The organism is Amycolatopsis sp. cg9 (assembly GCF_041346945.1).
Taxonomy (GTDB): Bacteria; Actinomycetota; Actinomycetes; order Mycobacteriales; family Pseudonocardiaceae; genus Amycolatopsis.
The window spans coordinates 6,332,111-6,355,771 of record NZ_CP166850.1; the positions used below are offsets into that span (position 1 = coordinate 6,332,111).

24 protein-coding genes and 1 pseudogene are annotated in these 23,661 nt (G+C 70.6%); 14 read left to right on the top strand and 11 right to left on the bottom strand.

Features of this window, described 5'->3' with window-relative positions; genetic code table 11:
- Positions 1 to 23: 23 nt before the first annotated feature.
- Entirely contained in the window at positions 24 to 863 is an 840-nt protein-coding gene (locus AB5J73_RS29450) for an LLM class F420-dependent oxidoreductase (RefSeq protein WP_370961919.1), read from the top strand.
- Here the strand turns inward: AB5J73_RS29450 and AB5J73_RS29455 are convergent.
- From AB5J73_RS29455 to AB5J73_RS29465, 3 genes and pseudogenes are all read right to left on the bottom strand, one after another.
- Positions 860 to 1,315, bottom strand: a complete 456-nt coding sequence (locus AB5J73_RS29455) for a peroxiredoxin family protein (RefSeq protein WP_370961920.1) — start codon at positions 1,313 to 1,315, stop codon at positions 860 to 862. The genes AB5J73_RS29450 and AB5J73_RS29455 overlap by 4 nt on opposite strands.
- Before the next feature lie 16 nt (positions 1,316 to 1,331).
- Positions 1,332 to 1,844 carry an RNA polymerase sigma factor gene (locus AB5J73_RS29460; RefSeq protein ID WP_370961921.1) on the bottom strand — a complete coding sequence of 171 codons (513 nt, stop codon included), beginning with the start codon at positions 1,842 to 1,844 and terminating at the stop codon, positions 1,332 to 1,334.
- Between the two features lie 60 nt (positions 1,845 to 1,904).
- A pseudogene (locus AB5J73_RS29465) lies at positions 1,905 to 2,384 on the bottom strand (MBL fold metallo-hydrolase); the annotation flags it as partial.
- Positions 2,385 to 2,763: 379 nt separating this feature from the next.
- Here AB5J73_RS29465 and AB5J73_RS29470 point away from each other — a divergent pair.
- Both AB5J73_RS29470 and AB5J73_RS29475 read left to right on the top strand, forming a co-directional pair.
- Positions 2,764 to 3,105 carry a hypothetical protein gene (locus AB5J73_RS29470; protein WP_370961922.1) on the top strand — a complete coding sequence of 114 codons (342 nt, stop codon included), beginning with the start codon at positions 2,764 to 2,766 and terminating at the stop codon, positions 3,103 to 3,105.
- A gap of 56 nt (positions 3,106 to 3,161) precedes the next feature.
- Positions 3,162 to 8,840 carry a HEAT repeat domain-containing protein gene (locus AB5J73_RS29475; protein WP_370961923.1) on the top strand — a complete coding sequence of 1,893 codons (5,679 nt, stop codon included), beginning with the start codon at positions 3,162 to 3,164 and terminating at the stop codon, positions 8,838 to 8,840.
- A 394-nt stretch (positions 8,841 to 9,234) separates the two neighbouring features.
- Here AB5J73_RS29475 and AB5J73_RS29480 read toward each other — a convergent pair whose 3' ends face one another.
- On the bottom strand, positions 9,235 to 9,825 hold the full coding sequence (locus AB5J73_RS29480; protein ID WP_370961924.1) for a TetR/AcrR family transcriptional regulator: 591 nt from the start codon (positions 9,823 to 9,825) through the stop codon (positions 9,235 to 9,237).
- Positions 9,826 to 9,943: 118 nt separating this feature from the next.
- Between AB5J73_RS29480 and AB5J73_RS29485 the strand changes: the two genes are divergently transcribed.
- The 5 genes from AB5J73_RS29485 (at position 9,944) to AB5J73_RS29505 (ending at position 13,866) form a co-directional block, all read left to right on the top strand.
- Positions 9,944 to 10,783 (top strand): SDR family oxidoreductase, encoded by an 840-nt coding sequence (locus AB5J73_RS29485; RefSeq protein ID WP_370961925.1) that lies wholly within the window; start codon positions 9,944 to 9,946, stop codon positions 10,781 to 10,783.
- 26 nt (positions 10,784 to 10,809) lie between these two features.
- Positions 10,810 to 12,045, top strand: a complete 1,236-nt coding sequence (locus tag AB5J73_RS29490; RefSeq protein WP_370961926.1) for an acetyl-CoA hydrolase/transferase family protein — start codon at positions 10,810 to 10,812, stop codon at positions 12,043 to 12,045.
- Positions 12,046 to 12,399: 354 nt separating this feature from the next.
- Positions 12,400 to 12,768 (top strand): roadblock/LC7 domain-containing protein, encoded by a 369-nt coding sequence (locus tag AB5J73_RS29495; RefSeq protein WP_086864027.1) that lies wholly within the window; start codon positions 12,400 to 12,402, stop codon positions 12,766 to 12,768.
- A 36-nt stretch (positions 12,769 to 12,804) separates the two neighbouring features.
- On the top strand, positions 12,805 to 13,170 hold the full coding sequence (locus AB5J73_RS29500) for a hypothetical protein (protein ID WP_370973380.1): 366 nt from the start codon (positions 12,805 to 12,807) through the stop codon (positions 13,168 to 13,170).
- A gap of 27 nt (positions 13,171 to 13,197) precedes the next feature.
- Complete coding sequence (locus AB5J73_RS29505; RefSeq protein WP_370961927.1) at positions 13,198 to 13,866, top strand: hypothetical protein; 669 nt, start codon at positions 13,198 to 13,200, stop codon at positions 13,864 to 13,866.
- A 57-nt stretch (positions 13,867 to 13,923) separates the two neighbouring features.
- On the opposite strand, the gene AB5J73_RS29510 is transcribed toward AB5J73_RS29505, so the two are convergent.
- Together AB5J73_RS29510 and AB5J73_RS29515 are read right to left on the bottom strand one after the other, a co-directional pair.
- Positions 13,924 to 14,580, bottom strand: a complete 657-nt coding sequence (locus AB5J73_RS29510) for an SGNH/GDSL hydrolase family protein (protein WP_370961928.1) — start codon at positions 14,578 to 14,580, stop codon at positions 13,924 to 13,926.
- A 61-nt stretch (positions 14,581 to 14,641) separates the two neighbouring features.
- Positions 14,642 to 14,776: a hypothetical protein gene (locus AB5J73_RS29515; protein WP_370961929.1), complete on the bottom strand. Its 135-nt coding sequence runs from the start codon at positions 14,774 to 14,776 to the stop codon at positions 14,642 to 14,644.
- 133 nt (positions 14,777 to 14,909) lie between these two features.
- Between AB5J73_RS29515 and AB5J73_RS29520 the strand changes: the two genes are divergently transcribed.
- Complete coding sequence (locus AB5J73_RS29520; protein WP_247024481.1) at positions 14,910 to 15,086, top strand: CsbD family protein; 177 nt, start codon at positions 14,910 to 14,912, stop codon at positions 15,084 to 15,086.
- A 46-nt stretch (positions 15,087 to 15,132) separates the two neighbouring features.
- Here AB5J73_RS29520 and AB5J73_RS29525 read toward each other — a convergent pair whose 3' ends face one another.
- Positions 15,133 to 16,773: a beta-1,3-glucanase family protein gene (locus tag AB5J73_RS29525; RefSeq protein WP_370961930.1), complete on the bottom strand. Its 1,641-nt coding sequence runs from the start codon at positions 16,771 to 16,773 to the stop codon at positions 15,133 to 15,135.
- A 231-nt stretch (positions 16,774 to 17,004) separates the two neighbouring features.
- The gene (locus AB5J73_RS29530) at positions 17,005 to 17,439 is read right to left on the bottom strand and encodes a hypothetical protein (protein ID WP_370961931.1); all 435 of its coding nucleotides are present in this window, start codon (positions 17,437 to 17,439) and stop codon (positions 17,005 to 17,007) included.
- A 210-nt stretch (positions 17,440 to 17,649) separates the two neighbouring features.
- On the opposite strand from AB5J73_RS29530, the gene AB5J73_RS29535 reads away from it, so the two are divergent.
- Positions 17,650 to 18,048, top strand: coding sequence for an STAS domain-containing protein (locus AB5J73_RS29535; protein WP_370961932.1), 399 nt, complete (start codon positions 17,650 to 17,652; stop codon positions 18,046 to 18,048).
- Positions 18,045 to 18,500, top strand: coding sequence for an ATP-binding protein (locus AB5J73_RS29540; RefSeq protein ID WP_370961933.1), 456 nt, complete (start codon positions 18,045 to 18,047; stop codon positions 18,498 to 18,500). The genes AB5J73_RS29535 and AB5J73_RS29540 overlap by 4 nt, the downstream gene beginning before the upstream one ends.
- A 180-nt stretch (positions 18,501 to 18,680) precedes the next feature.
- On the opposite strand, the gene AB5J73_RS29545 is transcribed toward AB5J73_RS29540, so the two are convergent.
- Complete coding sequence (locus AB5J73_RS29545; protein WP_370961934.1) at positions 18,681 to 19,433, bottom strand: ATP-binding protein; 753 nt, start codon at positions 19,431 to 19,433, stop codon at positions 18,681 to 18,683.
- Between the two features lie 166 nt (positions 19,434 to 19,599).
- On the opposite strand from AB5J73_RS29545, the gene AB5J73_RS29550 reads away from it, so the two are divergent.
- Complete coding sequence (locus tag AB5J73_RS29550) at positions 19,600 to 20,910, top strand: lipase family protein (protein WP_370961935.1); 1,311 nt, start codon at positions 19,600 to 19,602, stop codon at positions 20,908 to 20,910.
- A 216-nt stretch (positions 20,911 to 21,126) separates the two neighbouring features.
- On the opposite strand, the gene AB5J73_RS29555 is transcribed toward AB5J73_RS29550, so the two are convergent.
- Positions 21,127 to 21,828, bottom strand: coding sequence for a BTAD domain-containing putative transcriptional regulator (locus AB5J73_RS29555; RefSeq protein WP_370961936.1), 702 nt, complete (start codon positions 21,826 to 21,828; stop codon positions 21,127 to 21,129).
- A 138-nt stretch (positions 21,829 to 21,966) separates the two neighbouring features.
- Positions 21,967 to 22,173, bottom strand: a complete 207-nt coding sequence (locus AB5J73_RS29560; RefSeq protein ID WP_370961937.1) for a hypothetical protein — start codon at positions 22,171 to 22,173, stop codon at positions 21,967 to 21,969.
- Positions 22,174 to 22,339: 166 nt separating this feature from the next.
- Between AB5J73_RS29560 and AB5J73_RS29565 the strand changes: the two genes are divergently transcribed.
- Positions 22,340 to 22,912: a DUF4255 domain-containing protein gene (locus AB5J73_RS29565; RefSeq protein WP_370961938.1), complete on the top strand. Its 573-nt coding sequence runs from the start codon at positions 22,340 to 22,342 to the stop codon at positions 22,910 to 22,912.
- On the top strand, positions 22,909 to 23,643 hold the full coding sequence (locus AB5J73_RS29570) for a carboxypeptidase regulatory-like domain-containing protein (protein ID WP_370961939.1): 735 nt from the start codon (positions 22,909 to 22,911) through the stop codon (positions 23,641 to 23,643). Before AB5J73_RS29565 ends, AB5J73_RS29570 begins: the two co-directional genes overlap by 4 nt.
- Positions 23,644 to 23,661 lie beyond the last annotated feature (18 nt).

Here is a 23,661-nt window from a genome sequence, read left to right on the forward strand (position 1 = left end):
GCTCCAGGCTTACGATGACGATCATGCGATTCGCCATCAAGACTTCGCCGCAGAACACCGAATGGGCGGACATGCTCGCCGTGTGGCAGGCCGCCGACGAGATCGAGCTGTTCGAATCCGGCTGGACGTTCGACCACTTCTACCCGATCTTCTCCGACTCCTCCGGGCCGTGCCTGGAGGGCTGGGTGACGCTCACCGCGCTCGCGCAGGCCACCAAGCGGCTGCGGGTGGGCACGCTGGTCAGCGGCATCCACTACCGCCACCCCGCGCTGCTGGCGAACATGGCCGCGACGCTCGACATCGTCTCCGGCGGCCGGCTGGAGATCGGCATCGGCGCGGGCTGGAACGAGGAGGAGTCCGGCGCGTACGGCATGGAGCTCGGCACGGTCAAGGAGCGCAGCGACCGGTTCGAAGAGGCCTGCGAGGTCCTCGTCGGGCTGCTGACGCAGGAGACCACCACGTTCGAAGGTGCGCACTACCAGCTCAAGGACGCCCGCTGCGAGCCGAAGGCCGTGCAGACGCCGCACCCGCCGATCTGCATCGGCGGCAGCGGCGAGAAGCGGACGCTGCGCACGACCGCGAAGTACGCCCAGCACTGGAACTTCGTCGGCGGCACCCCCGAAGAATTCGCCCACAAGCGTGACGTCCTGCACGCCCACTGCGCGGACATCGGGCGCGACCCGGGCGAGATCACGCTCTCCTCGCACGTCCGGCTCGGCCCCGACGGCGACTACGCGAAGGTCGCCGCCGAGGCGGAGGCGCTCGGCGAGGCAGGGCTGGACCTGGCGATCGTGTACCTGCCGCCGCCGCACACCCCGGCGGTGCTCGAGCCGCTGGCGAAGGCGCTCGAACCGCTGCGCTAAGCCGGGGTGCGCAGCGCCGCGACGGCCGCCGCGATGCCCCTCTCGTCGTAGCTGCCGGTGGGCAGGGCCGCGCTGTGGGCGTGGCGGACGACGCCGCCGGCGTCGACGAGGACGCTGCCCGACCGCTGCAGCGCGCCGAAGACCGCCTTGCCGAGGCCCACCGCCTCGTGGGGCGTGCCGTGGCGGCCGGTGACGACCGGGAACGGGACGTCGTGCTTCGCCCGCCAGGCGGCCGCCGTCTCGCGGTCTTCGGGCACCGCGACGAGGACGCGGACGCCGTCGGCCGCCAGCGTTTCCGCGTTCCCGGCGAGGGCGCGGACGTGCCGGCGGCAGACCGGGCAGGTCGTCGAGCGCATGAAGTAGAGCAGCACCGCGTGGCCGCCGAGGTCGACGGCGCGCCCCGCGGTGTCGACCAGCTCCAGCGGCGGGAGCGGGGTTCCGGGTTCGAGCATGGCTGTCCTTTCGGGATCACAGCCGGGCGCGGACGGCGGTCCGCGCCCGGTGCAGGTGGGATTTCATCGCCGCCGTGCTGAGGCCGAGCGCCTCCGCGACCGTCCGCCCCGGCTGCCCCAGGACGTCGCGCAGCACGAGAACGCGGCGCTGCACGTCCGGCAGCGTCTGGATCGCCAGTGCGACGCGCTCGGCTTCGAGCCGCTTGAGCGCTTCGTCCTCGGCCGAGTCCGTGAGCCCGGGCTCGGGCTCGGTGCCGGTGTCCAGCAGCCGCCGGGTGCGGCGCAGGCACTCGTTCCGCACGATCCGGAACATCCAGGAGGCGAGCGCCGCTGTCGCGCGCAGGGAGCCGATCTTGCGGTAGAGGACGATCAGCGCCTCCTGGGCCGCGTCCTCGGCGTCCTGCGGTGACGCGCAGAGGTGGTCGGCGAAGCGCCGCACGTGCGGGTGCGCCCCGTGCACGACCGCCGTGAGCGACTCGAGGTCACCCCCTTGCGCGGCTTCCACGAGCTGCTCGCTGACCCACCCCATCCGGCGCTCCTCCCGGTTCGACGACGACACCCATAAGAGGGCGCGTCCCGCCGAAAGGATTCACCCCGCCCAGTGGCGGATCGCGAACCGGCCGCCGTCGCGGCGGATCTCGGCCGCGCCCGGGCCCGCGAAGTGCGCCGGGACGACGAGTTCCCCGGTGTCGGCCGCCCGTTCGAGGACGGCGCGCCGGGTGGCGGCGGCTTGCCGCGGGTCCTCGCAGAAGCAGCTGCTGTGCTCGGGTTCGAGGAGCTGCACCGGGCTGTGCAGCAGGTCGCCGACGAACACCGCGCGGTCCGTCCCGGACGCGAGGCGCAGCACCGACGAACCGGGGGTGTGGCCGGGCGCGGGCTCCAGGGTGAGGTTCCGGTCGATGCGGTGGCCGCCTTCCCACAGCACCGCGCCTTCGCGCCGGACGCCGGCCGCGGCGAGGCGGTCGAGGAACGGCGTGGCCAGGTGGTCGAACAGGGGGATCTGCGGGCGGTCCCGGTCGTTGCCGACGCCGGTGTCGACGAGGATGACGCGGCCTTCGCTGCGCAGCACCTAGGTCTGGACCGCGTGTTCGGCGGTGGGTGCACGACGGGTAGGTCTCCGGCCGCATGATCTTCTTCGTCTTTGATCCAGCTACCGGAGACCTCGCTCGTCTCCAGGAATCGACGTGCCCACGCCGCCTTCACGACGACGCGTAACAATCCACGCTGAGAATCGACGATACAACCAGCGCACCACCAAGCGGTTGCGGACGAGCAGGAAGAGTCGTCGGGTCCTTCGTGCCCCTCTGGCCCGATGACCTGCATCAACGCGGCACAACTCAGCACGGGGAGGTCGAGTGGGTGACCCAAACGCAGATGCCCGGACGTACGCGTGGAACTGGTTCGCTCTGCACTCCGGGCAACGTATGCAACTGGTGAATTTCTGGCTCGTGGCTATCGCGTTCCTGGGGGCCGCCTTCGTGCAGGCCCGTGCCGGCAACCTCATAGCGGTGGCCGCGGGCGTGAGCGCGATCGGCGCGGTGGCGAGCGCCGCCTTCGCAATGCTGGACACACGAACACGCAATCTGGTCCGCATCGGCGAGGTCGCCCTCCTGAATCTGGAGGAGAAGCGCACATCAGACGGCGCGGACTCGGACCTGGAACTCGTCGCGGCGTCGCACGCGGCACGGCCGTCGCCACTTCTGTCCTATCGGATCATCATACAAGGACTGCAGATCTTCGTCGGCGTTGTCTTCGCTGCAGCGTTCGTGCTCGCGATCGCCGTCAGATGATGGGAAGGCTGCGGTCACTGCCGACGAGTCCGCCGATGAGATGTCGGGACGTCTGAATGCCGGAAACCAACTCAGGCCTGTTCGCAGAACGCGTGGCTGCGCGGGAAAAGCACCTGCCACGCCATTGGGCGGAGGCCCACCTCCTCGAACACGGCGCAGACGGATCAACCGAAGGTCGAATGACGTTCGACTCCTTCGTCGTGCACGTCCGCGACGCCGGGGAGATCACCTGGGTCGTGCACGGCCCGGCCGGCTCCGGAAAGACGACCGTTCTACGCGCACTGGAGATTGCGCTCCTCAGAGCAGAGGTGCCAGTCCTGTTCGTGAACGCTTCCATGCTCAGGCGAGCGCCGATCACCAAAGGAATGGACGCTGTAGACTTCGTTCGGCAATCGCGACCTCCTGGAATTCCGGAGAAGCTTTGGAAATCGCGGGTCAAACACAGGAAGGTGGTTGTTCTCCTCGACGGCGTCAACGAGATACGTCGCGAGTTCCCGACCGGACGGGAAGCGCGTCTGATCACTCAGTTGGCCGGAGGCAACCACGGACTCGCGGTGGTGCTGACGAGCCGTCAGGCAGATGAATCGATCGGCGAGTTCAGGTCTATACGGCGACTCCGTCTGCAGGACCTCACCCAAGAGCAGGTAAGAGCCTATCTGGCCGATCACGGGCTGGATCCGGACAGGCACCTTGCTTGGCTGCGGAAGATCGGCCTCGCGGGATTGTCGTCGAACCCCCTGTTGCTGGAAGCGCTCGTCACACACGTCAGCCGGCACACAACCGACGACGTGCGGGATCCCAACTCGCGTGCGGAGCTCGTCCGCAACGCCGCGCACAGGCACATGGCACCCGACCGGGTCCCTCCGAAAGTCAGTCACCACATCGAATCCGGCATGTCAGTGGATTCAGTCTGGTCCGCGTGTGCCGTGCTGTCCCACTTCGGCGAGTCAGGCGAATTCACGAGACACGAGGTTCTCCAGATTCTCGGAAAATGCCTTCCTGCCGAGTCTGCGACCGACTTCCTCGACTTCTTTCTGAATGCAGGGCCTATCGATTCGGATGTTCAGGTATCGGCCGTGACCGCGCGATCCTACTCGCTCAGTCATCAGCGGTATGCCGAGTGCGGTCTTGCGCTGGGTTGGGGCCCCCGGACTCCGCCGCCGATTGCATCGTCCGGTGAGTTCTTCGGAGGTTTCATCGCCGACTGGTGCGCCCTGCAGCCCGATCCGGCAAGAGCGACGGCCATGATCGTCAAAGCCGCGGCTGCGGAGTTCCGGTTCGAGACGGTCTGCGACCTCGTGGTCGCCAACGCCCCCCTCATGGATGAAGAAACGAAGAACGAAGCCTGGCGCGCGCTCGGCCGTGGTCTCACGATGTCGCGCGCGCGCCGGACCAGGCTGGCGGACGAACTCGGGTCGCTGCCTCGTGCGACCGCTGTAGAAGGAATCTCGAGAGGGCTCCTCGACGGCCTCGCCGCCGACGACACGGAGGTCTGGGCACTCGTCCGGGATGCGCTGATCACCGGGACACTGGACGGGCGGCAGCTGCAGAAGTACTTCCGCCAGGCCGATCGCCGCAGGTCCATCGAGGGGGAGCTGGCCAACCCGCGTAGGTCGAAGACGACATCCCCCGAGCCGGCGCGCACAACAGGCGCCGCCGTCGTGCAGGAGCACGTCTCCGAGAGGGAGGAAGTGCGTCCGCCCGGCGCGGACCGCGCGCCGGGTGACAAAGGTACCGGCGTCCCCACGTCATCGCTCGCTCCCGATGTAGCTACCGCGGGAGGCGCCTCGGACGTCGGCGATGCCGTCCACTTCGCGGAGCTCACCACGGACCGTCTGATCCGAATGCTGGTGGACGACGAGAAACATGTGCGCGTACAGGCCGCTATCCAGTTGAACGGTCGCCCGGACGTCGACTCACCTGTGCTGGCCGCCTTCGAGGATCTCGACGACATCGACTCGACGATTCGCATGCTGAGCGCCCTTGGCAGGATCGGCTCGCCTGTATTCATCCCGACCTTGGCGAATTTCCTGGACGATGCTGATGTCGTTGTCCGCGGCAAAGCGCTCACGGCGCTGGGCCGTATCGGGTCGCCGGCCGCTGCGGAGAAGATCCGGCCCAAGCTCCTCGATGCGGATGGCGGGGCCAGAGGTGCGGCAGTGACCGCTCTGGGGCGTTGTGGCAACGTTCAGGACGTGCATCGGATCGTAACCGTCATGAGCGATCAGGATACGATCACCCAGTTCTCCGCGATCGGCGCCATGTTCCGATTCTTCAACTACCGCGGACCGGGCGAGACTCGTGAGGAGTTCCCGGCGGAAGATGTCGCCCTCGCGGTAGCGGCCCTTGATGGCGCCGAACCGGGATCCCTCGTGGCGTTCTGTTCGATGATTCAGAAGACGGCCGTCCCGAATCGGGAAGCAATCCTGGACCGGCTGACCCGTCATTCGGTGGCCAAGGTTCGCGGGGCGGCCCTGACTGCGCTCGGCAGCGTGCATCCCGAACTCGGCGCGGACCGCGCTCGCGCGATGCTGGACGACCGAGACGACGTGAACCGAGCGGCGGCCATCACGGTGATCTACCGGAGCGGAGCAGCCGATGCAGAACTCCTGCGTGGATTCCTCTACGATCCTGCGAGCTGCGTGCGCGGAACGACGTCCCAGGCCGTTGGCCGGCTCGGCGACCTCGTCTCCCTCGATCGGGTCATCGAGCTCCTCCGGGACGTGGACCCCATAGTCCGTGGTTCCGCGGCCACGGCCTGTGCGCTGCTCAACGGTGTCCAGGCGGTGCCCATCCTGGTACAGATGCTGGACGACCCGATGGACAACGTCCGCGGCTCAGCGGCAAAGGCACTGGGTCTGCTCGGCGCCCCCGAGGCGATCGATCCGTTGTGTCGTTCACTCGCAGACTGCGTCCCCTATGTCCGCGGAACGGCTGCGGCGGCGCTCGCGGTCCTCGCCGATCCGGCCGCGACTTCCGCGCTCATCCCCGTTGCGGCTGACCCCGACGCTGGGGTCCGCAGGGCGGCAGTCGGGGCTCTGGGCAGAATTGGAGATTTGACAGGTCTGCCGAGCATCATCGAGGCGATGCACGACGAGGATGCCGCCGTCCGGTGGAACGCCGCGACGGCAGCAGGCCGTATCGGTGATCCGTCCGTCTGCGACATCCTCGTCCCGCTGCTGGAGGACGAGGACTCGCACGTGCGCGGCGCGACTGCGACGGCACTCGGCTGGCTGGGACAGGAGTCTTCGGTCGCTCCTTTGATGAACAGCGCGAAAGACAGCGTCGCCCGGGTCCGCGGTTCGGTCGCGACCGCACTCGGCCGGATCGGAGACCCGCGATCGGTACCGGTCTTGGTTGCCCTGGCGATCGACAAGGACGACGTTGTGCGCTCGTCGGCGGTCACCGCCGTCGGCCGCGGGGGTTTCACCTCCGCGATGGACTTGGTTCGCGCCGCATTGATCGATGATTCTCCGGAAGTGCGAGGCGGAGCTGTTCGCGCAATGGCCCGATTGAGCCCGACGTCCGACCTGAGGGAGGTCTTGGCAGACCGCGATCCCAGAGTCCGTCGGGCGGCCATCGCCGCGATCGGTGACAGCTCCGGCACGGACGACGGTATGCTGCTCCACGCTCTGAACGACGACGACGAAGAGGTCCGCCTCGTCGCCGTCGTCGCGTTGGGAAGGCGACATTCCGCTGGGGCGGTGGCCTACCTGCAGCAGGCGCTGGACGATCCGTCCGAAGCCGTCGGCAGCATGGCCGTGCAGTCCCTGGGCCAAGTGGTCGACGAAGCGGACCGGACCGTGCTCATCCAAGCCCTGAGATCGTCGCGGCGAGCGGTTCGGCTGGCGGCCGCTGACGTCCTCGGCGTGGACGCTGGACCAGGCACCAGGTCTGCACTGGAAGACCTTCTCCGCCATCCCGACGGTCGAAGTAGAGCGGCCGGTGCGCAGGCACTCGGCCGGATCGGAGACGCTCTGTCCGAGCCGGCGCTGATAGAGGCGTTGCGGGACCCCGACAGCTACGTGCGCGGCTTCGCTGCGGCCGCCCTCGCTCGGACCAGCGTGGGTTCGGAGAACGCTCGGACCGCGCTGCTCGGGAGGCTGGGCGATCCCGTCGAGGCGGTGGTCGGCATGGCTGCCCGCGCACTGGGCGCCCTCGGCGGCGAGAACGTCGCAGATGCTCTGCGGAGGTGCGCATCGGACAGCGATGTGAGTCTGTGGACACGGGCAACAGCAGTTCAGGCTGTCGCACCACTGTTCCATCGTCCGCAGGAATGGCTGAGAGTCCTCGCCGATCAATTCACGGGATCGTCTCCGCGATCAGGTGCGGCCAAGTTCCGTGGCGCGACCATCGCCGCCGTCATCCGTGGCCCATGGGACGACGACGTCTGCCGGTGGACGACGGGCATCCTTCTCGAGGATCGTGACCCCATCAACCAAACCGCCGCCGCGGCAGTGCTGGCGAAACACGGACGGCTCCCCGTCGAATTGGCAGCTCGGTTCCTGTCCAACCTGGAGGACGCCGGCCGGCTGCGCCGCAGCGACACCATCCCGGAGCGCCTCACCGGTGACGCGGCAGCAGCCGCCGTGCTCCGAGGGGTCACCGCGTCCTCTGCAAGCGATCCGGCAGGAGTCGCGAACGCGAGTGCGTTCGTGGCCGGCGCGCTCAACCGAACCGCTTCGTCCAGCATGGTGAGCTCTGCGCTCTCGGCACTGGACGCTCTGGATTCCGCAGCGGCACGCTCGTTCCTGGATGACTTGACCAAGAGCCTGACCAGTGACACGAGGACGCGCTTCGCGACCCTCATCGACCGGGCGGCGGAGCGGCTGACCGAAAGAACCGCAGAAGAGGAATCCTATCGAAGGCTCAGTCGGACACCGGAACGGTTCTTGGAAGCCTTCATGCGCTCGAACTCAGAAGGAGAGGACGCTACTCCCGCCATGAGTTGCGACATCGGCCTCATCACGATCATCGGAGAAGAATCGCGGGCGGTGATCGAGTGGCTCGAGGAACACGATCCTTCTGCCGAGAAACGGGGGCCGGGAGGAGTGCGCTTCGTGTATCGAGCCGATGTGCCCGCGGGCTCCGGAAGATCGCGGATCGTCATGACCCAAGCGATAGAACAGAATCAAACGTCGGCAAGCAACGCCGCCGACTACCTCGTCGAGCACTTCTCACCTCGTTTCCTGATCTTGCTCGGCGTAGCCGGCGGAATCCACGCCGATGTGACGCTCGGCGATGTCGTCATAGGTACCCACGTCATCGATTACGGTCCGGCGGCGAGTACCTCGAACGGGCCCCGTCATCGCGGGTCGGCATTCCGTCCACCGGTGCGTGTCGTCGCGGCCTTGAACAACTACTTCGCGCGACACGGTGAGCCACGACAGCTCACCGCGCACCACGAGAGCGCGGAGCTTGGTCGCTCCCTGTTCGCGCTGCAGAGGGGTCCGATCGGAACCGGACCTCGCGTCGTGAAGTTCAAGGATGCGGAGGAGCGGACCTTCCTGAGCAATTACAATGAGAAGACGCTCGCGCTCGAGACTGAAGCAGAGGCGGTCGCACGTCATTTCTATGAGCAGGGCGACGATGGGACGATCACCGGCTACATGGTTCTCAGGGCAATTTCCGACCATGCTGACGAGGAGAAAGATGACCGGTGGAAGTTGGCGGCGTCCCGGAACGCAGTCGCCGCGCTCAAAGAGCTCCTTCCCGTAATCGTCGAGGCTCTGTAGTCGCGAGGAGGTTGCCGCCGGTGAACATCAGCTGAACACCGTTGCGTCGTCAACGGTCGAGCGCCGGGACGAGTATGTCACGGGAGCGCTGTGCGAGTAGCCGATTGCCTGTGAGGTTGGGGACGCGGTTCGTCGGTGGTTTGCGGGCGAGTAAGGCGTGGCCGCGGCAGTGATTGTAGGTGCGACCAGCCCGGTGGCGCTGCTAGACGTTCGGTTTCGGTGGGGTAGAGCCTGCTGTAAGCCCATTCCTCCAGTCTCCACGTCGTCCCATGGGTAGGTTCGCGCGCCTTGCCGATCGGGAGGTCCAAAATCCGATCGAGGACGGTCGCGGCAAACTGCTCGTCGCCCTTGATTCCTCGCTGATTCGGGGGAAATTGCGTCCGTTCCGGTCGTGTTAGCGTGACCGCAGGCCGCGCAGGGCGGTGTCCACCAGCTGGTCGGTGTACTCCGGGGTCAGCGGGCCGGTGCGCTGGAGCCAGCGGTTGAGCAGCGGGCCCCACAGCAGGTCGACGGCCACGTCCAGGTCGAGGTCCGTGGCCAGTTCGCCCGCCTCCTGGGCGCTGCGCAGCCGGGTCTTCTTCAGCTCGCGCATCGGGCCGTCCAGGCGCTTCGCGTAGTCCGCCGCCAGGGCCGGGTCGTGGACGATTTCGGTGTGCAGGGCGCGCATCGGCCGGTCGTAGCGCGGGTCGGCGAGCTCGGTGAGCGTGGCACGGAGGACCAGTTTCAGGTCGGCGGCCAGGTCGCCGGTGTCGGGCAGGGCCGCGTCCTCGCCTTCGCCCGCGAGTGTCAGGAAGGCGTCGAACAGCAGCGCGCCCTTCGACGGCCACCAGCGGTAGATCGTCTGCTTGCCGACGCCGGCGGCCTGGGCGATGCCTTCGATGCTGAGCTTCGCGTAGCCCAGCGTCCCGGCGAGGTCCAGCGCGGCGGCGAGGATGGCTCGCCGCGCGGTTTCGCTGCGGCGGCTGGGGTCGGGGGATCCGGGCACCCGCCCAACCTAGCACCGGCAAGACGAGACGGACCGTCTTGACGATCGACGTGCGACCGTGGCACTCTCGACGTCACCGAGGCGAGACGGGCCGGTCCGTCTCGTGAGAGGAGAAGCCATGGAAACCGCGCGCGTCTGGTTCGTCACGGGAGCCGGCCGGGGGCTCGGCCGCGCCTTCACCGAAGCCGCGCTCGCCGCCGGGGACCGGGTGGCCGGCGTGGCGCGTGACGTCTCGCCGCTGGCGGACCTCGCCGCCGCGCACCCGGAGCGGCTGCTGGCCTTCCCGCTCGACGTCACCGACCGGGCGGCGGTCTTCGCCGCCGTCGACCGCGCCGCCGCGCACTTCGGGCGGCTCGACGTCGTGGTCAACAACGCCGGGTCGCTCCACACCGGGATGGTCGAGGAGTTCGGCGAGGCGCAGGCCCGCGCGCAGCTGGACCTCAACTTCTTCGGCGCGCTGTGGGTGAGCCAGGCCGTCGTGCCGCACCTGCGGGCCCGGGGGAGCGGGCACATCCTGCAGATCTCGAGCATCGGCGCGCTCGGCGGGTTCCCCAGCACGGGCCTCTACAGCGCGAGCAAGTTCGCGCTGGAGGGGATGAGCGAGGCGCTGGCCGCCGAGGTCGCCGGGTTCGGGGTCAAGGTCACCGTCGTCCAGCCCGGCGGCTACTGGACCGGCCTCTACGACAGCAGCACCGCGGCCACGCCGGACCCGCGCTACGACGGGCTGCGGGAGGAACTCGCGAAGCAGTGGGCCGAGGGTTCGGTCGACAGCGAGCCGCGGCTGGCCGCCGAAGCCGTGCTGAAGCTGGTCCGGAGCGACGACCCGCCGCTGCGGCTGCTGCTCGGCAGCATGGTCTACGACCTCGCCTTCACCCTCTCGCGGCAGCGCATGGCGACCTGGGCGGGCTGGGAGGAGGTCAGCCGCGCCGCGGAGAAGGCGGTGCCGATGCCGGGCTGAGGCGCGGACCATGATCGGATGGCGGCATGCGGGTTCTCTCGGAAGAGCAGCTGGGCGCGGTGCTGGCGGGGGTGGCGGCGCCGGTGCCACGGGTGGTGGTCAGCGGGAACTTCGCGACGCCGGCCCGGGCGCTGGCCGTCCTCGACGCGGCGCTCGCGGAGTACCGGCTGTTCGCGCTGAACGCGCAGGACGGCGTGCCGGACCGGCCGGGCGTGCTGCTCGAGACCCCGTTCGTCGGGCCGGGGATGCGCGGCCGCGCCGGGCTGCGGTACTTCCCGTCCCGGCTGTCGCTGGTGCCGCAGCTGCTCAAGCAGTCGCTGCCACCGGACGTCGTGCTGGTGCACACGTCGGTGCCGGTCGACGGGGCCGTGTCGCTGGGCACCGAGGTCAACATCCTGCCCGCGGCGATCGAAGCCGTCCGCGCCCGCGGCGGCCTGGTGGTCGCGCAGGTGAACCCGCGGATGCCGTTCACGCACGGCGACGGGCTGCTGCCGGTCGACGAAATCGACTACGCGCTCGAGGTCGACGAGCCGCTCCGGTCGCCGGTGCCGCGCCCGCTGGGCGGTACCGCGCGGGAGATCGGCGAGCGGGTGGCCGGCCTGGTCGCCGACGGCGCGACGCTCCAGCTGGGCATCGGCGGGATCCCGGACGCGACGCTGGCCGCGCTGACCGGCCGCCGCGGGCTGGCGGTGTGGTCGGAGATGTTCAGCGACGGCGTGCTCGCGCTCGACCTCGCCGGCGCCCTCGACCCGGCCGAGCCGGTCACGGCGTCGTTCGTGTTCGGCAGCGCCGAGCTGTACAAGTGGGTCGACCGCAACCCCCGGGTGCGGTTGCTGCGCACGGAAAAGACGAACGACCCCGCGGTGATCGCCCGCCAGCGCCGGCTGGTGTCGGTGAACAGCGCGCTGGAGGTCGACCTGTACGCGCAGGCCAACGCGAGCCGGGTGCGCGGAGCGATCTACTCGGGCTTCGGCGGGCAGACGGACTTCGTGGTCGGCGCGCTGCACTCCCCGGGCGGCCGGGCGATCATCGCGCTCCCGTCGTGGCACCCCAAGGCGGACGTCTCGACCGTGGTGCCGCGGCTGGCCGGCCCGGTGACGTCGTTCCAGCACAGCTTTTTCGTGAGCGAGCACGGCGTCGCGGCGATCTGGGGGCACGACGCCGGGGAACAGGCCCGGCAGATCGTGGCGCGGGTCGCGCACCCGGATGCACGCGCGGAGCTGCGGGAGCGCGGGCGGGAACTGGGTTTCGCGCTGCCGTAGCGGCTACGGGCTTCGTCGCGCAGGGTGGCCGGGCCGCGGTCGCGCGCCGCCGGCCGCCGGGGGTGCGGCGCCGGGGGTGCGCCCGCCGGTGATCGGCCGCCGTCCCGGCCGGACCGCGTCGCGGCATTTCACGCGGCCGCCCGGGAACGGGAAACGACGATTCCGCGATTCCGGTGATCAATGACCGGGAATTTCCGGTGGTTACTCGATTCTGTTACGAACCCGGTGTGGGTTCACTCCATCGTGTAGTAGTGCTGCGGGCGTTGCCGTGCTTATTGGCGCGCAGTAGCGAGGAAGGTAGGGTCGCTCGGCGGAAGAAACCCGAATGGCTGATGAACCAGAGAGAAATGACTTTTGGATTTCGAAGCATTGGCCACCCAACTGCGCGAACTCCGGGAAAACGTCGCCGGCGTGACCGGTACGGTGCTCGCCGCCGTCGACGGGATACCCATCATCGCCGACGCGGACGACCACCTGGATCCGGCGAAGATCTCCGCGCTCGCCGCCGCCGACCTGGGAATCGCACGTCAGGCGGCCGAAATGACGGGGAAGGGCACGCTCAGCCAGACCGTCGTGTTCGGCAGCGAGGGCTACATGGCCGTCTACGCCGTGGGGCGGCTGGCGCTGATGGTCGTGCTCGGGGACAAGGGACTCAACGTCGGGCGCCTGCTGTTCGAGGCCCGGCCCGTCATCGAGCGCATCGGCACGATCCTGGCCGCGTAGCGGAGAAGCCGCACAATGGAAGGAAGCAGCATGATGATGAACATCGACACCGCCCTCAAGGAAGCCATGTCCATCACCGGAGCCGTCGGCGTCGCGCTGGTCGACTACGACAGCGGCATGTCGCTCGGTACCAGCGGCGGCGGCGAGTGGCTGGACCTCGACGTCGCCGCGGCCGGCAACACCGAGGTCGTCCGGTCGAAACTGCGGGTCATGTCCTCGCTGTCGCTCAACGACACCATCGAGGACATCCTGATCACGTTGCACCGCCAGTACCACCTGATCCGGTTGATGAACTCCTCGCGGAATTCGCTGTTCCTCTACCTGGTGCTGGACCGGGAGCGGGCGAACCTGGCCCTGGCCCGCCACTACCTCAAACGAATCGAAGCCGATCTGCAGGTGTAGCCCGCGCACGCACGGGAGGAGGCGGCGATGACCGGAGGCGGCTCTCGCGCCGCACTCGTCATCGGCTCGGCGTTCATGCACGACCTCGGTTCCCTGTTCCCGGTGACGATGAGCCTCGCCGGCGACGACCTCGCGTTCACCTTCGTGTCGTCCTGCCCCTCACCCGACGCCGTCGGGGAGTGGGTCGGGCTGCGCTCGGGTGCCGTCGTGGCCGGCCGGGTCCTGCACTTCTTCGTCGACGCGAACGGGCGGCGGATCCGCGTCGAGCTCGCCGGCACCGCGGTCCGGGCCCTGATCGTGCTCGCGGACGAGATGACCGCGGCGACGGTGCACGCGCCGTGGCTCGGGCGCTGGCAGGACCAGATGCCCTGCCTGGTGCAGGTCGCGATCGACGAGCTCGCCCGGCGGCTTTCACGCTGCCGGCACCGGGCGGGCGGCGCCGACCCGCTGATCGACCTGCAGCTCGCCTACCGGCCGGACCAGGAGTACCAGGCCCGGCTCGCCGGCGCGCACGAACGGGTGCGCGGTTTCATCGCCCCGGTCCGCCCGGTGCTGGCGATGCGCTGGCGCACGGCGACTTCGGCGCAGCGCAAGGCGTTTTTCGACGAACTGCCGGACGCGGTCCCGGCCCGCGGCTGGCTGCGCCGCCGCCGGACGGTCCGGTTGATGGGTCTCGAGGTGGAGGTGGCGCACTGAGCGGGGCCGGTGTCTTGAATGAGTCGTTCAGGACCTCCGGAGACCTGAATGAGTCATTCAAGACGTCGGGGACCCCGCGGCGGCGCGCACCGGGGCCTCGAAGATCCGGGCCATCCGGGCGTAGCCGACGTCGTTCGGGTGGAACCAGTCAGCGGCGAGGCTGCCGCGCAACGGACCCAGCGCCGGGCCGCGGAATTCGGCCAGGTGGACCTGCCCGCGGTCCGCCGCCGCTTCGATGAGGGCGTTGATCGCCCGGGCCTCGGGGTTGCCCCGGGGCAGGGTGGCGACCACCGAACACCCCACCGGGAGCCCGGCGAGCAGTTCGGCGAAGCGCTCCGGCGTGCCGCGGCGGCGGGCCGGGGTCAGCATGTCGTTGGCGCCCACCAGGACCGTCACCAGTGCCGGCGCCGCCGGGAGCGCGTGCAGCCGGGGCAGCTGGCCGGTCAGGACGTCGGCGATGCGGGCGCCGGACGCGGACAGGTTGACCACGGCGAAGGGCTCGCCGAGGCGGGCGTTCAGCCGGGGTACCCAGCCGCCGGCGACCGTGTCGGCGCCGATGCCCTGCGTCATCGAGTCGCCGAGCGCGGCCCACAGCGGCCGGCCGGAGCCCACGGCGGTGCGTCCGGCCTCCGCCCAGGCGCGCGCGTAGGGCTCCTTCTGCGCCCGGACCCGGCGGACGCCGGGCAGCACGGCGGCGGCTACGTCGAGCAACACGGGTACGTCCCTCCTCATCGCGGTCACCGGCATTCGGAGCCGGTCCGGCGGTGGATGGGACTCAGGCGGGCCCGGTGCCGGCCGCGAGCAGGCGCAGCACGAGCCCGGAGACGACCAGCAGCACACCGAGGAGGAAGAGGACGCCGGCCCCGAGGACCAGGCCGCCCGCACCGAGGACGACACCGAGCGGGACCACGGGCTGCTCCGTTCCGGCGGCCACGTCGGGGGGCGCGCCGCGGCAGTGGTACCCGGTCGGGCGACCCGCCAAACGGGTTCGGCCGCGGCGCCGCGGGGTAGTGACACCGTGACCCGAGACGGTGGAGGCAGCGGTGAACGACAAGCTGGAAAACAAGGCCGAAGAGCTCAAGGGCAAGGCGAAGGAGGCGCTCGGCAACGCCACGGACAACGAGCAGTGGCAGGCCGAAGGCCGGGCCGAGCAGGGCAAGGCCAACCTCAAGCAGGCCGGCGAGAAGGTCAAGGACGCGGTCAAGGGCGTCCTCGACTGACCGCGGGGTCCGGCCACGGCAGCCGTGGCCGGACCCGCGGACCGCGTCACCGGGTGAACGTGAACCAGTTGACGTTGACGAAGTCCGACGCGCTGCCGGAGAACGTCAGGTACAGGTCGTGCACCCCGGTCGCCGAGCCGACGACGTTGGCCGGCACCGTCTGCCAGCTCTGCCAGCCGCCGTTGTTCGCGAAGTCGATCTCGGCGAGGACCGGGCCCGTGACGCTGTCCAGCCGGGCCTTGATCGCGCCGCTGACCCCGGCGGCCGCGCCGGAGGCGAGGCGGGCGACGAACTGGTGCGGCGAGCTCGAGCCGAAGTCGACGCGGGCGTACTTCAGCCAGTCGCCGTTCGCGATCCAGCCGACGTCGACGCCGCCGCCCGTGTCGCCGCAGGACTCGTTCTGCGTGCCGCTCTGGGCGTTGTAGGCCTCGGCCTGGATGGTCGAGTACGCGCTCGTGCCGCCGCTGCCGGGCGGGGTGGTGCCGCCGCCCGCGCCCGGGCCCAGGGAGACCGTCCACGACGTCGGGGCCGGGTCCTGCAGGTGACCGTCGACGGGCTGGGCGCCGGTCGGGCCGACGTCGTCGTACGGGAAGGCGTAGCCGATCGACGCGTACTGGTGCACCAGGCGGGCGTAGTGGTTGGTCGTGGCGTCCTGGTAGTAGTTGGCGGGCGCGACGCCGTCGGGCTGGTTGCCGCCGCCGGACACCAGCAGGCTGCTGCGGTTGAGCGCCGCGGCGAGCCGGGCGGCGATCGCGCCGCGCGCGTCCGCGCCGGAGTTGTAGAGCGGCCCGCTCGCGCAGCCGAAGATGTCGATGGCGCTCGGCTTGGTGAACGGCACGCCGTTGGTGTTCAAGCCGGCGAACACGATCGCGTCGCCGCTGACCGTGCCGGTGTAGGAGCCGATCCCGCCCTGGCCGTTGATCGTCAGCGGCGTCGAGCGGTAGTGGTCCCAGACGGCGTTGAGGTAGTTCGTCCAGTAGCCGCCGAAGTCGACGGGGGAGTGGCCTGGCGCGAGCACCCGCACCACCTTGCCGGACGAGTCGGTCACGACCAGCCGGTCCCACGGCGCGCCGTCCGCGTTGTGCTGGGCGCGCAGCCCGTCCGCGATGCTCCCGAGGGCGCCGTTCGGCAGCGGGCTGACCGATTGCGAGCCCGCCGCGCCGGTGGTGGCCATCGACACCGGCAGCGCGACCATGTCGACGTAGCTGATGTTCGCGTAGAGGTTCGCGCTGTTGTAGGTGAACTCGCAGAACGTCCAGTTCGTCTGCCAGTTCGGGTCCGAGCTGGTGAAGCCGGGCTGCACCAGCCCGGGGCCCGGGTTGACGAAGAACTGGATCTTCTTGTCGACCGAGAACCAGACGCGGCCGCCGATGAGGTAGTCGGTCAGCGTCACCGTGAGCTGCGAACCCGAGGCGCCGAGCGGGATGGCGTAGTCCGGGATCGGCGTCACCGGCGCGGACGGGTTGGGCAGCGCCTGGAACCGGCCGTCGGCGGTGACGAAGCCGGGGCGGCCCGAGGTGTCCGCGCCGCTGATGTAGGCGTAGACGGTGCCGCTGCTCGAATTGTTCTTCAGCGTCAACGGCAGAGCCGCGGCGGCTCGGGCGCGCGGCGCGGTGGCGGCGGACCACAGCGGCGTGCTCGCCGCGGCGACCAGGCCCGCGGTGACGAAGGTACGCCTCGACAGCATGGCACCTCCTCGGGAAGGGCGGGGTTCGCGGGGCAGGCCGCCGCGTCCGCCGGACAGAGTGACCGGACCGTAGGTACGCGGTTCGCGGCCGGTCAATATCCGGCGGCCCGGCTCGGGTACTGACGGCCCCCGACACTGCCCTTTCGCCGCCCGGACCACCGATCCCGGTGGTCCGGTGTTCGTCCACTGTGGACACGAGTGAGGGCGGCGGTGGTGAACCGGCCGGCGCGCTCAGCGGTCCCGGTTCTCCTGGTCGAAGGTGAGGCCCACGACTTCCCGGTACGGGATTTCGTAGGTCTCGCCGGTCGAAGTCGTGACGACGAGGTGGCCCTCCTGCCAGATCCGCTTCCAGCGCAGCCGGACCTCGACGGTGGTCCGGGCCGGGACCGTCACCTCGATCTCCTCCTCGAACGTCCGCTCCTCCTGCACCGCGTCCGCCTGCGTCGCCTTGACCGTCCGCTCGAGCTCGCCGCGCAGCTCGGCCACCGAAAACAGCTGGACGCTCCCGGACGCGGCCCGCCGCGTCGTCCGCTCGAAGCCGAGCTCCTGCCGTCGGGTCCAGGTGCGCCGGGCGCGCAGGCGGCGGACCGACGAGCTGCCCGAACGGGAGTTGTCGATCGTGCGGGTCTCGGTCCCGTCGGGCTCTTCGCTGCGCCCGGTCCGCACTTCGGCCGTCGACAGCAGCCGCGGGGCTCGGCCGCCGGCGGCCGTTCCGCGAGGTAGTTGCGCAACACCGCTTGAAGGATGGGGACGGCTAGTTCCAGCATGGCGGACCTCCCGCGTCAGCCTCGTATTCTCGCACCCCGGACGGCCCGCCGGCGTGCTTGACTTGGGGGGCGGGCCGGTCGCCCGGCCCGGGACGGGAGGAGGGGCGTCATGTCCTCGGACCGGCACGGGCCGTCCGCTGTCCGGCGGCAGGCGGCGAAGGAGATCCTCGCGGTCGAACGCACGGAGCCGCGGCCGGGCTGGCTGGTCGTGACCGCGGTCGGGGAGATCGATGCGGTGTCCGTGCGGTTGCTGCAGCGCGCGACGTGGCAGGAGGCGGCCGCGGTCACGGTGGTGGACCTGTCCGGCGTGACCCTGCTCGGGGCGGCCGGGCTGCGGGCGCTGGCCCAGGCCGCCCGGCGCGCGCGGGACGACGGCGGCCGGCTGCTGCTGGTCGTCCCGCCGCACCCGGTGTCGGTCGCGCTGTCGATGTTCTGGCCCGGTGACGACGTCCGCGGGTTCGCGACGCTGGCGGAGGCGCTGCGGGCGGGTTCCGGGGACCCGGGATGAGCTCGGGCCCGGACGACCGGCCGGTGTTCGTGCTCGAGCCGGACGCGGTCCCGCCGCTCAGCGCGCTCCGGCGGTGGACCTCCCGGGCGCTGCCCCGGCTGGGCGCGGACCACCTGTGGGCGGTGCACCTGGTCGTGACCGAGCTCGCCACGAACGCCCGCGAACACGGCGCCGGCCGGGTCACGGTCACCGCTTCGGCCGACCCGTTCCCGTGCTCGGCGTTGCTGGAGGTGCACGACGGCGGCGGCGAGCGCCCGGTGGCCGGCGAGCCGGAGCCCGGCACCCCGCGCGGCCGGGGATTGCTCCTGGTGCGCGAACTTTCGCGGGCTTGGGGCGTGCGCGGCACCGAGGCCGGGAAGGTGGTGTGGGCGCGGATCGACTGCGGGAGCGGGACGATCCGGCCGTGTTCGGTGCGGGCGGAGCCGATCGCGATGGATCCAGAGCCTTGCTGACCGCGTGGGCTGGTCAGTCGGGTGCGGTGGTGCGGCGTTCGGTGGTCAGGACGGCCCAGACGGCTTTGCCGCCGGACCACCGTGGGCTGCAGCCCCACCGCTGTGCGGAGTGCGTTACGAGGTGCGGGCCCGGATCGGCGGAGTTGATGGCGATGGAGCCTTGCTGACCGCGTGGGCTGGTCAGTCGGGTGCGGTGGTGCGGCGTTCGGTGGTCAGGACGGCCCAGACGGCTTTGCCGCCGGACCACCGTGGGCTGCAGCCCCACCGCTGCGCCGAGTGCGCCACCAGGTGCAGGCCCAGGCCGGCGGAGCCGGGACGGGGGCGCGGGGACGGCACGGCCGGGCGCGGGTCGTCGTCGAGCACCGCGACGGTCAGCCGCCCGTGGCGCAGGTCCAGCCGGAGCGTGGCGGCGGACGTCGTGTGCTGGACCGCGTTCGTCGCGAGCTCGCCGGCGACGAGGATCCCGTCGTAGACGAAGTGCGTGACGCCCCATTCCGCGCACGCCCGGCGCACGGCCGCCCGGGCGAGCGCCGGGGCTTCGCCGGTGCGCGGCAGCACCAGCTCAGCCTGCCGCCGGGCCGCCTTGCCCAGTGCGCGTTCCGCGCTGGGGATGTCTTCGCCGATGGCGGCCTCGCGGTGGACCCCGTGCGCGCGCAACGCGCGTGCGTGACCGGCGGTGCCGGTGGCGAGTGCGAGCGGGATCCCCGGCCAGATCCGGATCCGCCGGGCGACGTGCGCGAACACCCCGACCGGGGCGACCGGGCCGAAGTCGAGGTCGCCGACGCCGGCGATCACCGCGTCCGGGCCGTCCGCCGCGATCTGGAGCAGGCCGTCGCGCAACCGCCGGTAGCTGCCGAGGTGCAGCCCGCCCCGCACGGTGACCAGCGTGTAGTGCGGCCGGGCGGCGACTTCGAGGTCGAGCGTGCCGTGCATCGTCTCTCCTCCGCCGAAAACCCGGTATGGCCACGCTAGGTCCGCACCGGCGCGCGCGGTAGGCCCACACGGGCGGGTGAGGCTGTGGTACGCGGCTGTACCTCGGACCTACTCGCTGGTAGGTTACGGCTGTCGTGTGATCCACTTCATGATTCAAAGGGGAGTCATGATCCGCAAGCCCGTCCGTTTCCCGGCCCTCGCCGCCGCGCTCGCGCTGGTGCTCGCCGCCGCGCCGGCGACCGCGGCCGACGCCCGGTCGTCCGATTCCTTCTACTCCTACGACGGCAGCGCACCGCTGTCGTCCTTCGCGCCAGGGACCGTGCTCAAGACCCGGACCCTGCCCTACCACGTCGTCGGCCTCGCGACGCCGGTGCAGGCCGTGCAGCTGCTCTACCGCACCACCGACGCGCAGGGCCGGCCGGCCGCCAACGTCACCTCGGTCGTCCGCAGCATCACCGGCGACCGCACGAAAGCCGTTTCCTACCAGTCGGCCTACGACTCGCTCGACCCCGACGACTCGCCGTCGCGCGCGATCGCCGGGGACGTCACGCTCGGCGGGCTGCTGCCCAACGGCGAATCGCTGCTGCTGCTCCCGTCGCTGCTGCTGGGCTACAACGTCGTCGTGCCCGACACCGAAGGGCAGACCGCGGACTTCGCCGCGGGGCCGGAGTACGGCACCACCACCCTCGACTCGATCCGCGCCGCGACGAGCTCGGCCGCCACGGGGATGGACGGCCGCACGAAGTTCGGGCTCCTCGGCTACTCGGGCGGGGCCATCGCGACCGGCTGGGCGGCCGCCCTCGCGCCGAGCTACGCCCCCGAGGTCAACGCGAACCTCGTCGGCTTCACCGAAGGCGGGGTGCTCGTCGACCCCGCGCACAACCTCAAGTACGTCGGTGGCAGCCCGGTGTGGTCCGGGGTCATCCCGATGGCATTGGTCGGCGTCGCGCGCGGCTTCGGCATCGACCTGCGGCCGTACGCGAGCGACTACGGGCTCAAGGTGCTCGACGAGCTGGAGCACGCGTCGATCATCACCGCGCTGGGCCGCTACCCGGGCCTGACGTGGCAGAAGCTCGTCAAGCCGGAGTACGCGAACCCGAATTCGGTGCCGCCGTTCGTCGCGGCGGTGAACAAGGTCAACATCGGTTCGGCGCCGACGCCGTCGGTCCCGGGCTTCATCGCCCAGGGCAACGCCGGGTTCCTCGAAGGCACCACGAGCAACCTGCCGGGCATCGGCACCGGGGACGGCGTGATGGTCGCCGGCGATGTGCGGGCGCTGGCCCGGCAGTACTGCGCCACCGGCAACGGCACCATCAAGTACGTCCAGTACGACGCGCTCAGCCACGTCGGCGGCGCGGCGGCGTGGGCCCCCGCGGCGATCGGCTGGCTGGCCGACCGCTTCGCCGGCAAGCCCGCGCCGTCCAGCTGCGGGCGCATCCCGGCGGGGAACTCGCTCGCGCCGGAGCAACCGGCCTGACCCACCCGGACCCCAGCGGTCCGCCGCGCGCCGGTCGTGAGTGGGGAACAGGGTTCTGACCCGGTTCCCCACTCACGACCTCGGGCGGGGGCATCGGGTGAACGGATCTCGTCGGCCCCGCTGCCCGAATGTGCCGAAATCGTCGTCGCCCGATCGGGAAATGCGGCTGAGCAGAATTGCCCGAAAGGGCAGCCGTCATTTTTTTCCGCGCCGGAACTAATGCGCGCTCGTGTGCGGCAGAAGACTACGCAGGGTGTCGGAGGGCTCGAGTCCCAGTTCTTCCAGCAGCGTGCAGCGGCACTGCTCGTACTGGTGCTGCGCCGCCGCCCGGTTGCCCGCCGCGAGGTGGGCGTCGATGAGGACGCGGTGGGCGCTCTCGCGCAACGGCTCCGCGCGCACCGCGGCCAGGCCGGCGGCCACCGCCTCGCCGTGGCGGCCGGCCGTGGTGAGGCGTTTGGCCATGGCTTCCAAGGCGTAGAGCCGCAACTGGTGGTACTGCTCCTGTTCGATCAGCACCCACTCGTTGTCCGACCATTCGGGCAGCAGGTCGGCCGACAGGTCGTCGCGGGTCTGGCGGGTCAGGATGTCGTCGCACAGGCACGTCTTGTCGAGCAGGCAGTGCGCACGCGCGACCGCGTCGTGGATGTCGACGGTGATGTTGCCCGCCAGCGCCATTTCCTGCGCGGACGCGTCGATGACGCGGTGCCCGGTGCGCGACGCGCGCCACAGCGAGGAGCGCAGGTTCGCGTTGGCGCGGGGCGTCGTCGCCTCCGGCCACAGCGTTCTCGCCACGTACGTCCTCGTCCGCGGGCGGTCCTGCAGCGCCAGGAAAGCGAGCAACCGCTGCGCGCTGTGCGACAGCACGACGGGATCGTCCCCCACCACCAGCATGAACCCCTTGAGCAGCCGAAGTGTCACGATCTGTGTTGCTTCAACGCGCATCGGTTCCCCAACCTACGCCCCGCCACCGATCGGATCGACCCCACCGTGGGGCAATTCGCGACCCGCATGGGAAACGTTACGGGGAATTATCGTCGATGGGGCGTCAACGGGGCGTCACGAAAACGTCATCGGGCCTGCTCCCAGCTCGTCCAGCCAGCTTTGCACGGCCGCGTGCACCGCTTCCCGGGAGGTCACCGCGATGGGCCGGGCCTCGTCGGTGCCGACCGTGGAGAGGATGCGGACCCGCAGGGCGCCGGGCTCGCCGCCTTCCAGCCACGCACGCAGGACCATGCTGCCGGACCGTTCCTCGGGGACCTCCACGGACGCAGGATGCGCGCAGGCCTGTCACCACGGCGTCGCCGCCGCGTGTGCGGCCACGTCAACGCCCGCGCCGGGAACGCCGTCGTGACGCTCGCGCGACGCGCGGGTCGCGGACCGGCCACGCCACCCCTGCGATGCTGCCGCGGCACAGCAGGGGAGGACTGGCATGGGCGATTTCGGCGTTGTCGCCGACGTGTCGACGATCATCGTCGACCGGCTCACCGAGGCGTTGCGCGGGCTGGATCCGAACGACCCGCCGACGGCGGTGCTGAGCGACCTCGAGGACCGGCCGAGCCGGGCCACGCTCACCGTTTTCCTGTACGAGATCGCCGAAGACCCCACGTCGCGCAACCGGCAGCCGGTGCGGTCGCTGCCGCCGGCCGCGCCCACGAGCCGCAAGCCGCCGATGGCGTTGCTGCTGCGGTACCTGATCACGCCGTGGGGCGGCAGCCAGGCCACGCAGCACCAGATGATCGGCCGCGCGCTGCAGGTCTTCTACGACGACGCGATCTGGACCGGTGAGGAGCTGACCGGCAGCCTGGCCGGCACCACGGAGGCGCTGCAGTTCACGCTGACGCCGCTGACGCTCGACCAGAAGTCGTGGATCTGGTACGCGATCCAGAAGCCCTACCGGCTGTCCCTCAACTACGAGGTCCGGGTCGTCAACCTCGACTCGCTCGACGTTTCCGAGCTGCGGCTGGTCCGCAGCCGCACGATCAACGGGACACCGGTGCCATGACGCGCTTCTACCCCCTCGAATCCTCCGTCCTGCACAGCCCGGCCTGGTTCGTGCCGTTCGACGAATTCGCCCAGCGCGCCCGGGCCGCCGACGTGAGCACCGAGCTGGAGCGCTTCGACCCGGCCGGAAGCGCCTGGGTGCTCCAGGAAACCCCGGCGATCCGCACGCCGAGCGCGGTGATCGCCTACCCGGAGCTCGGCCGGCGCCGGGGCCCGGGCGCGCAGCCGGAGCGGTTCCGGGTGCGCTTCGGCGCCATCGGGTTCGCGCCGCTGTACCCGGCCGACGGCGAGGACTTCGACGCGGCACTGGCCGGCGTCGAGTTCACCGCGTACCCGTACGACGACACCACCCCGCCCGCGCTGGCCGGCGAGCCGCGCGTGGTCCGGCTGCTGCCGAGCGTCGCTTTCCCGTACGGGCCCGGCGTCCGCACGGTCCACGGCGTCGTCGTCGACGCGGTGAACCAGGCGCCGGTGGCGAACGCGCTGGTAGAGGCGCGGGGGGTCACGAGCCGGGACGGCGTCGCGTGGCTGGAGCGGACGCTGACCAGCGCGGCCGGCGCGTTCCGGCTCGCGCTGCGCTGGGAGGGCGACCTCGTCATCGGGCCGCCACCGGAGCAGGTCTTCCACCTGACGGCCACCGAACGGCCGGGCCGGACGGGCGCGCTGGACGTCCGGCTGCCCGCCGGGCGCGACACCAGGCACGTCATCGAAATCGTCGAGCACCAGCGGTAGCAGAGAAGGAGCTGAACC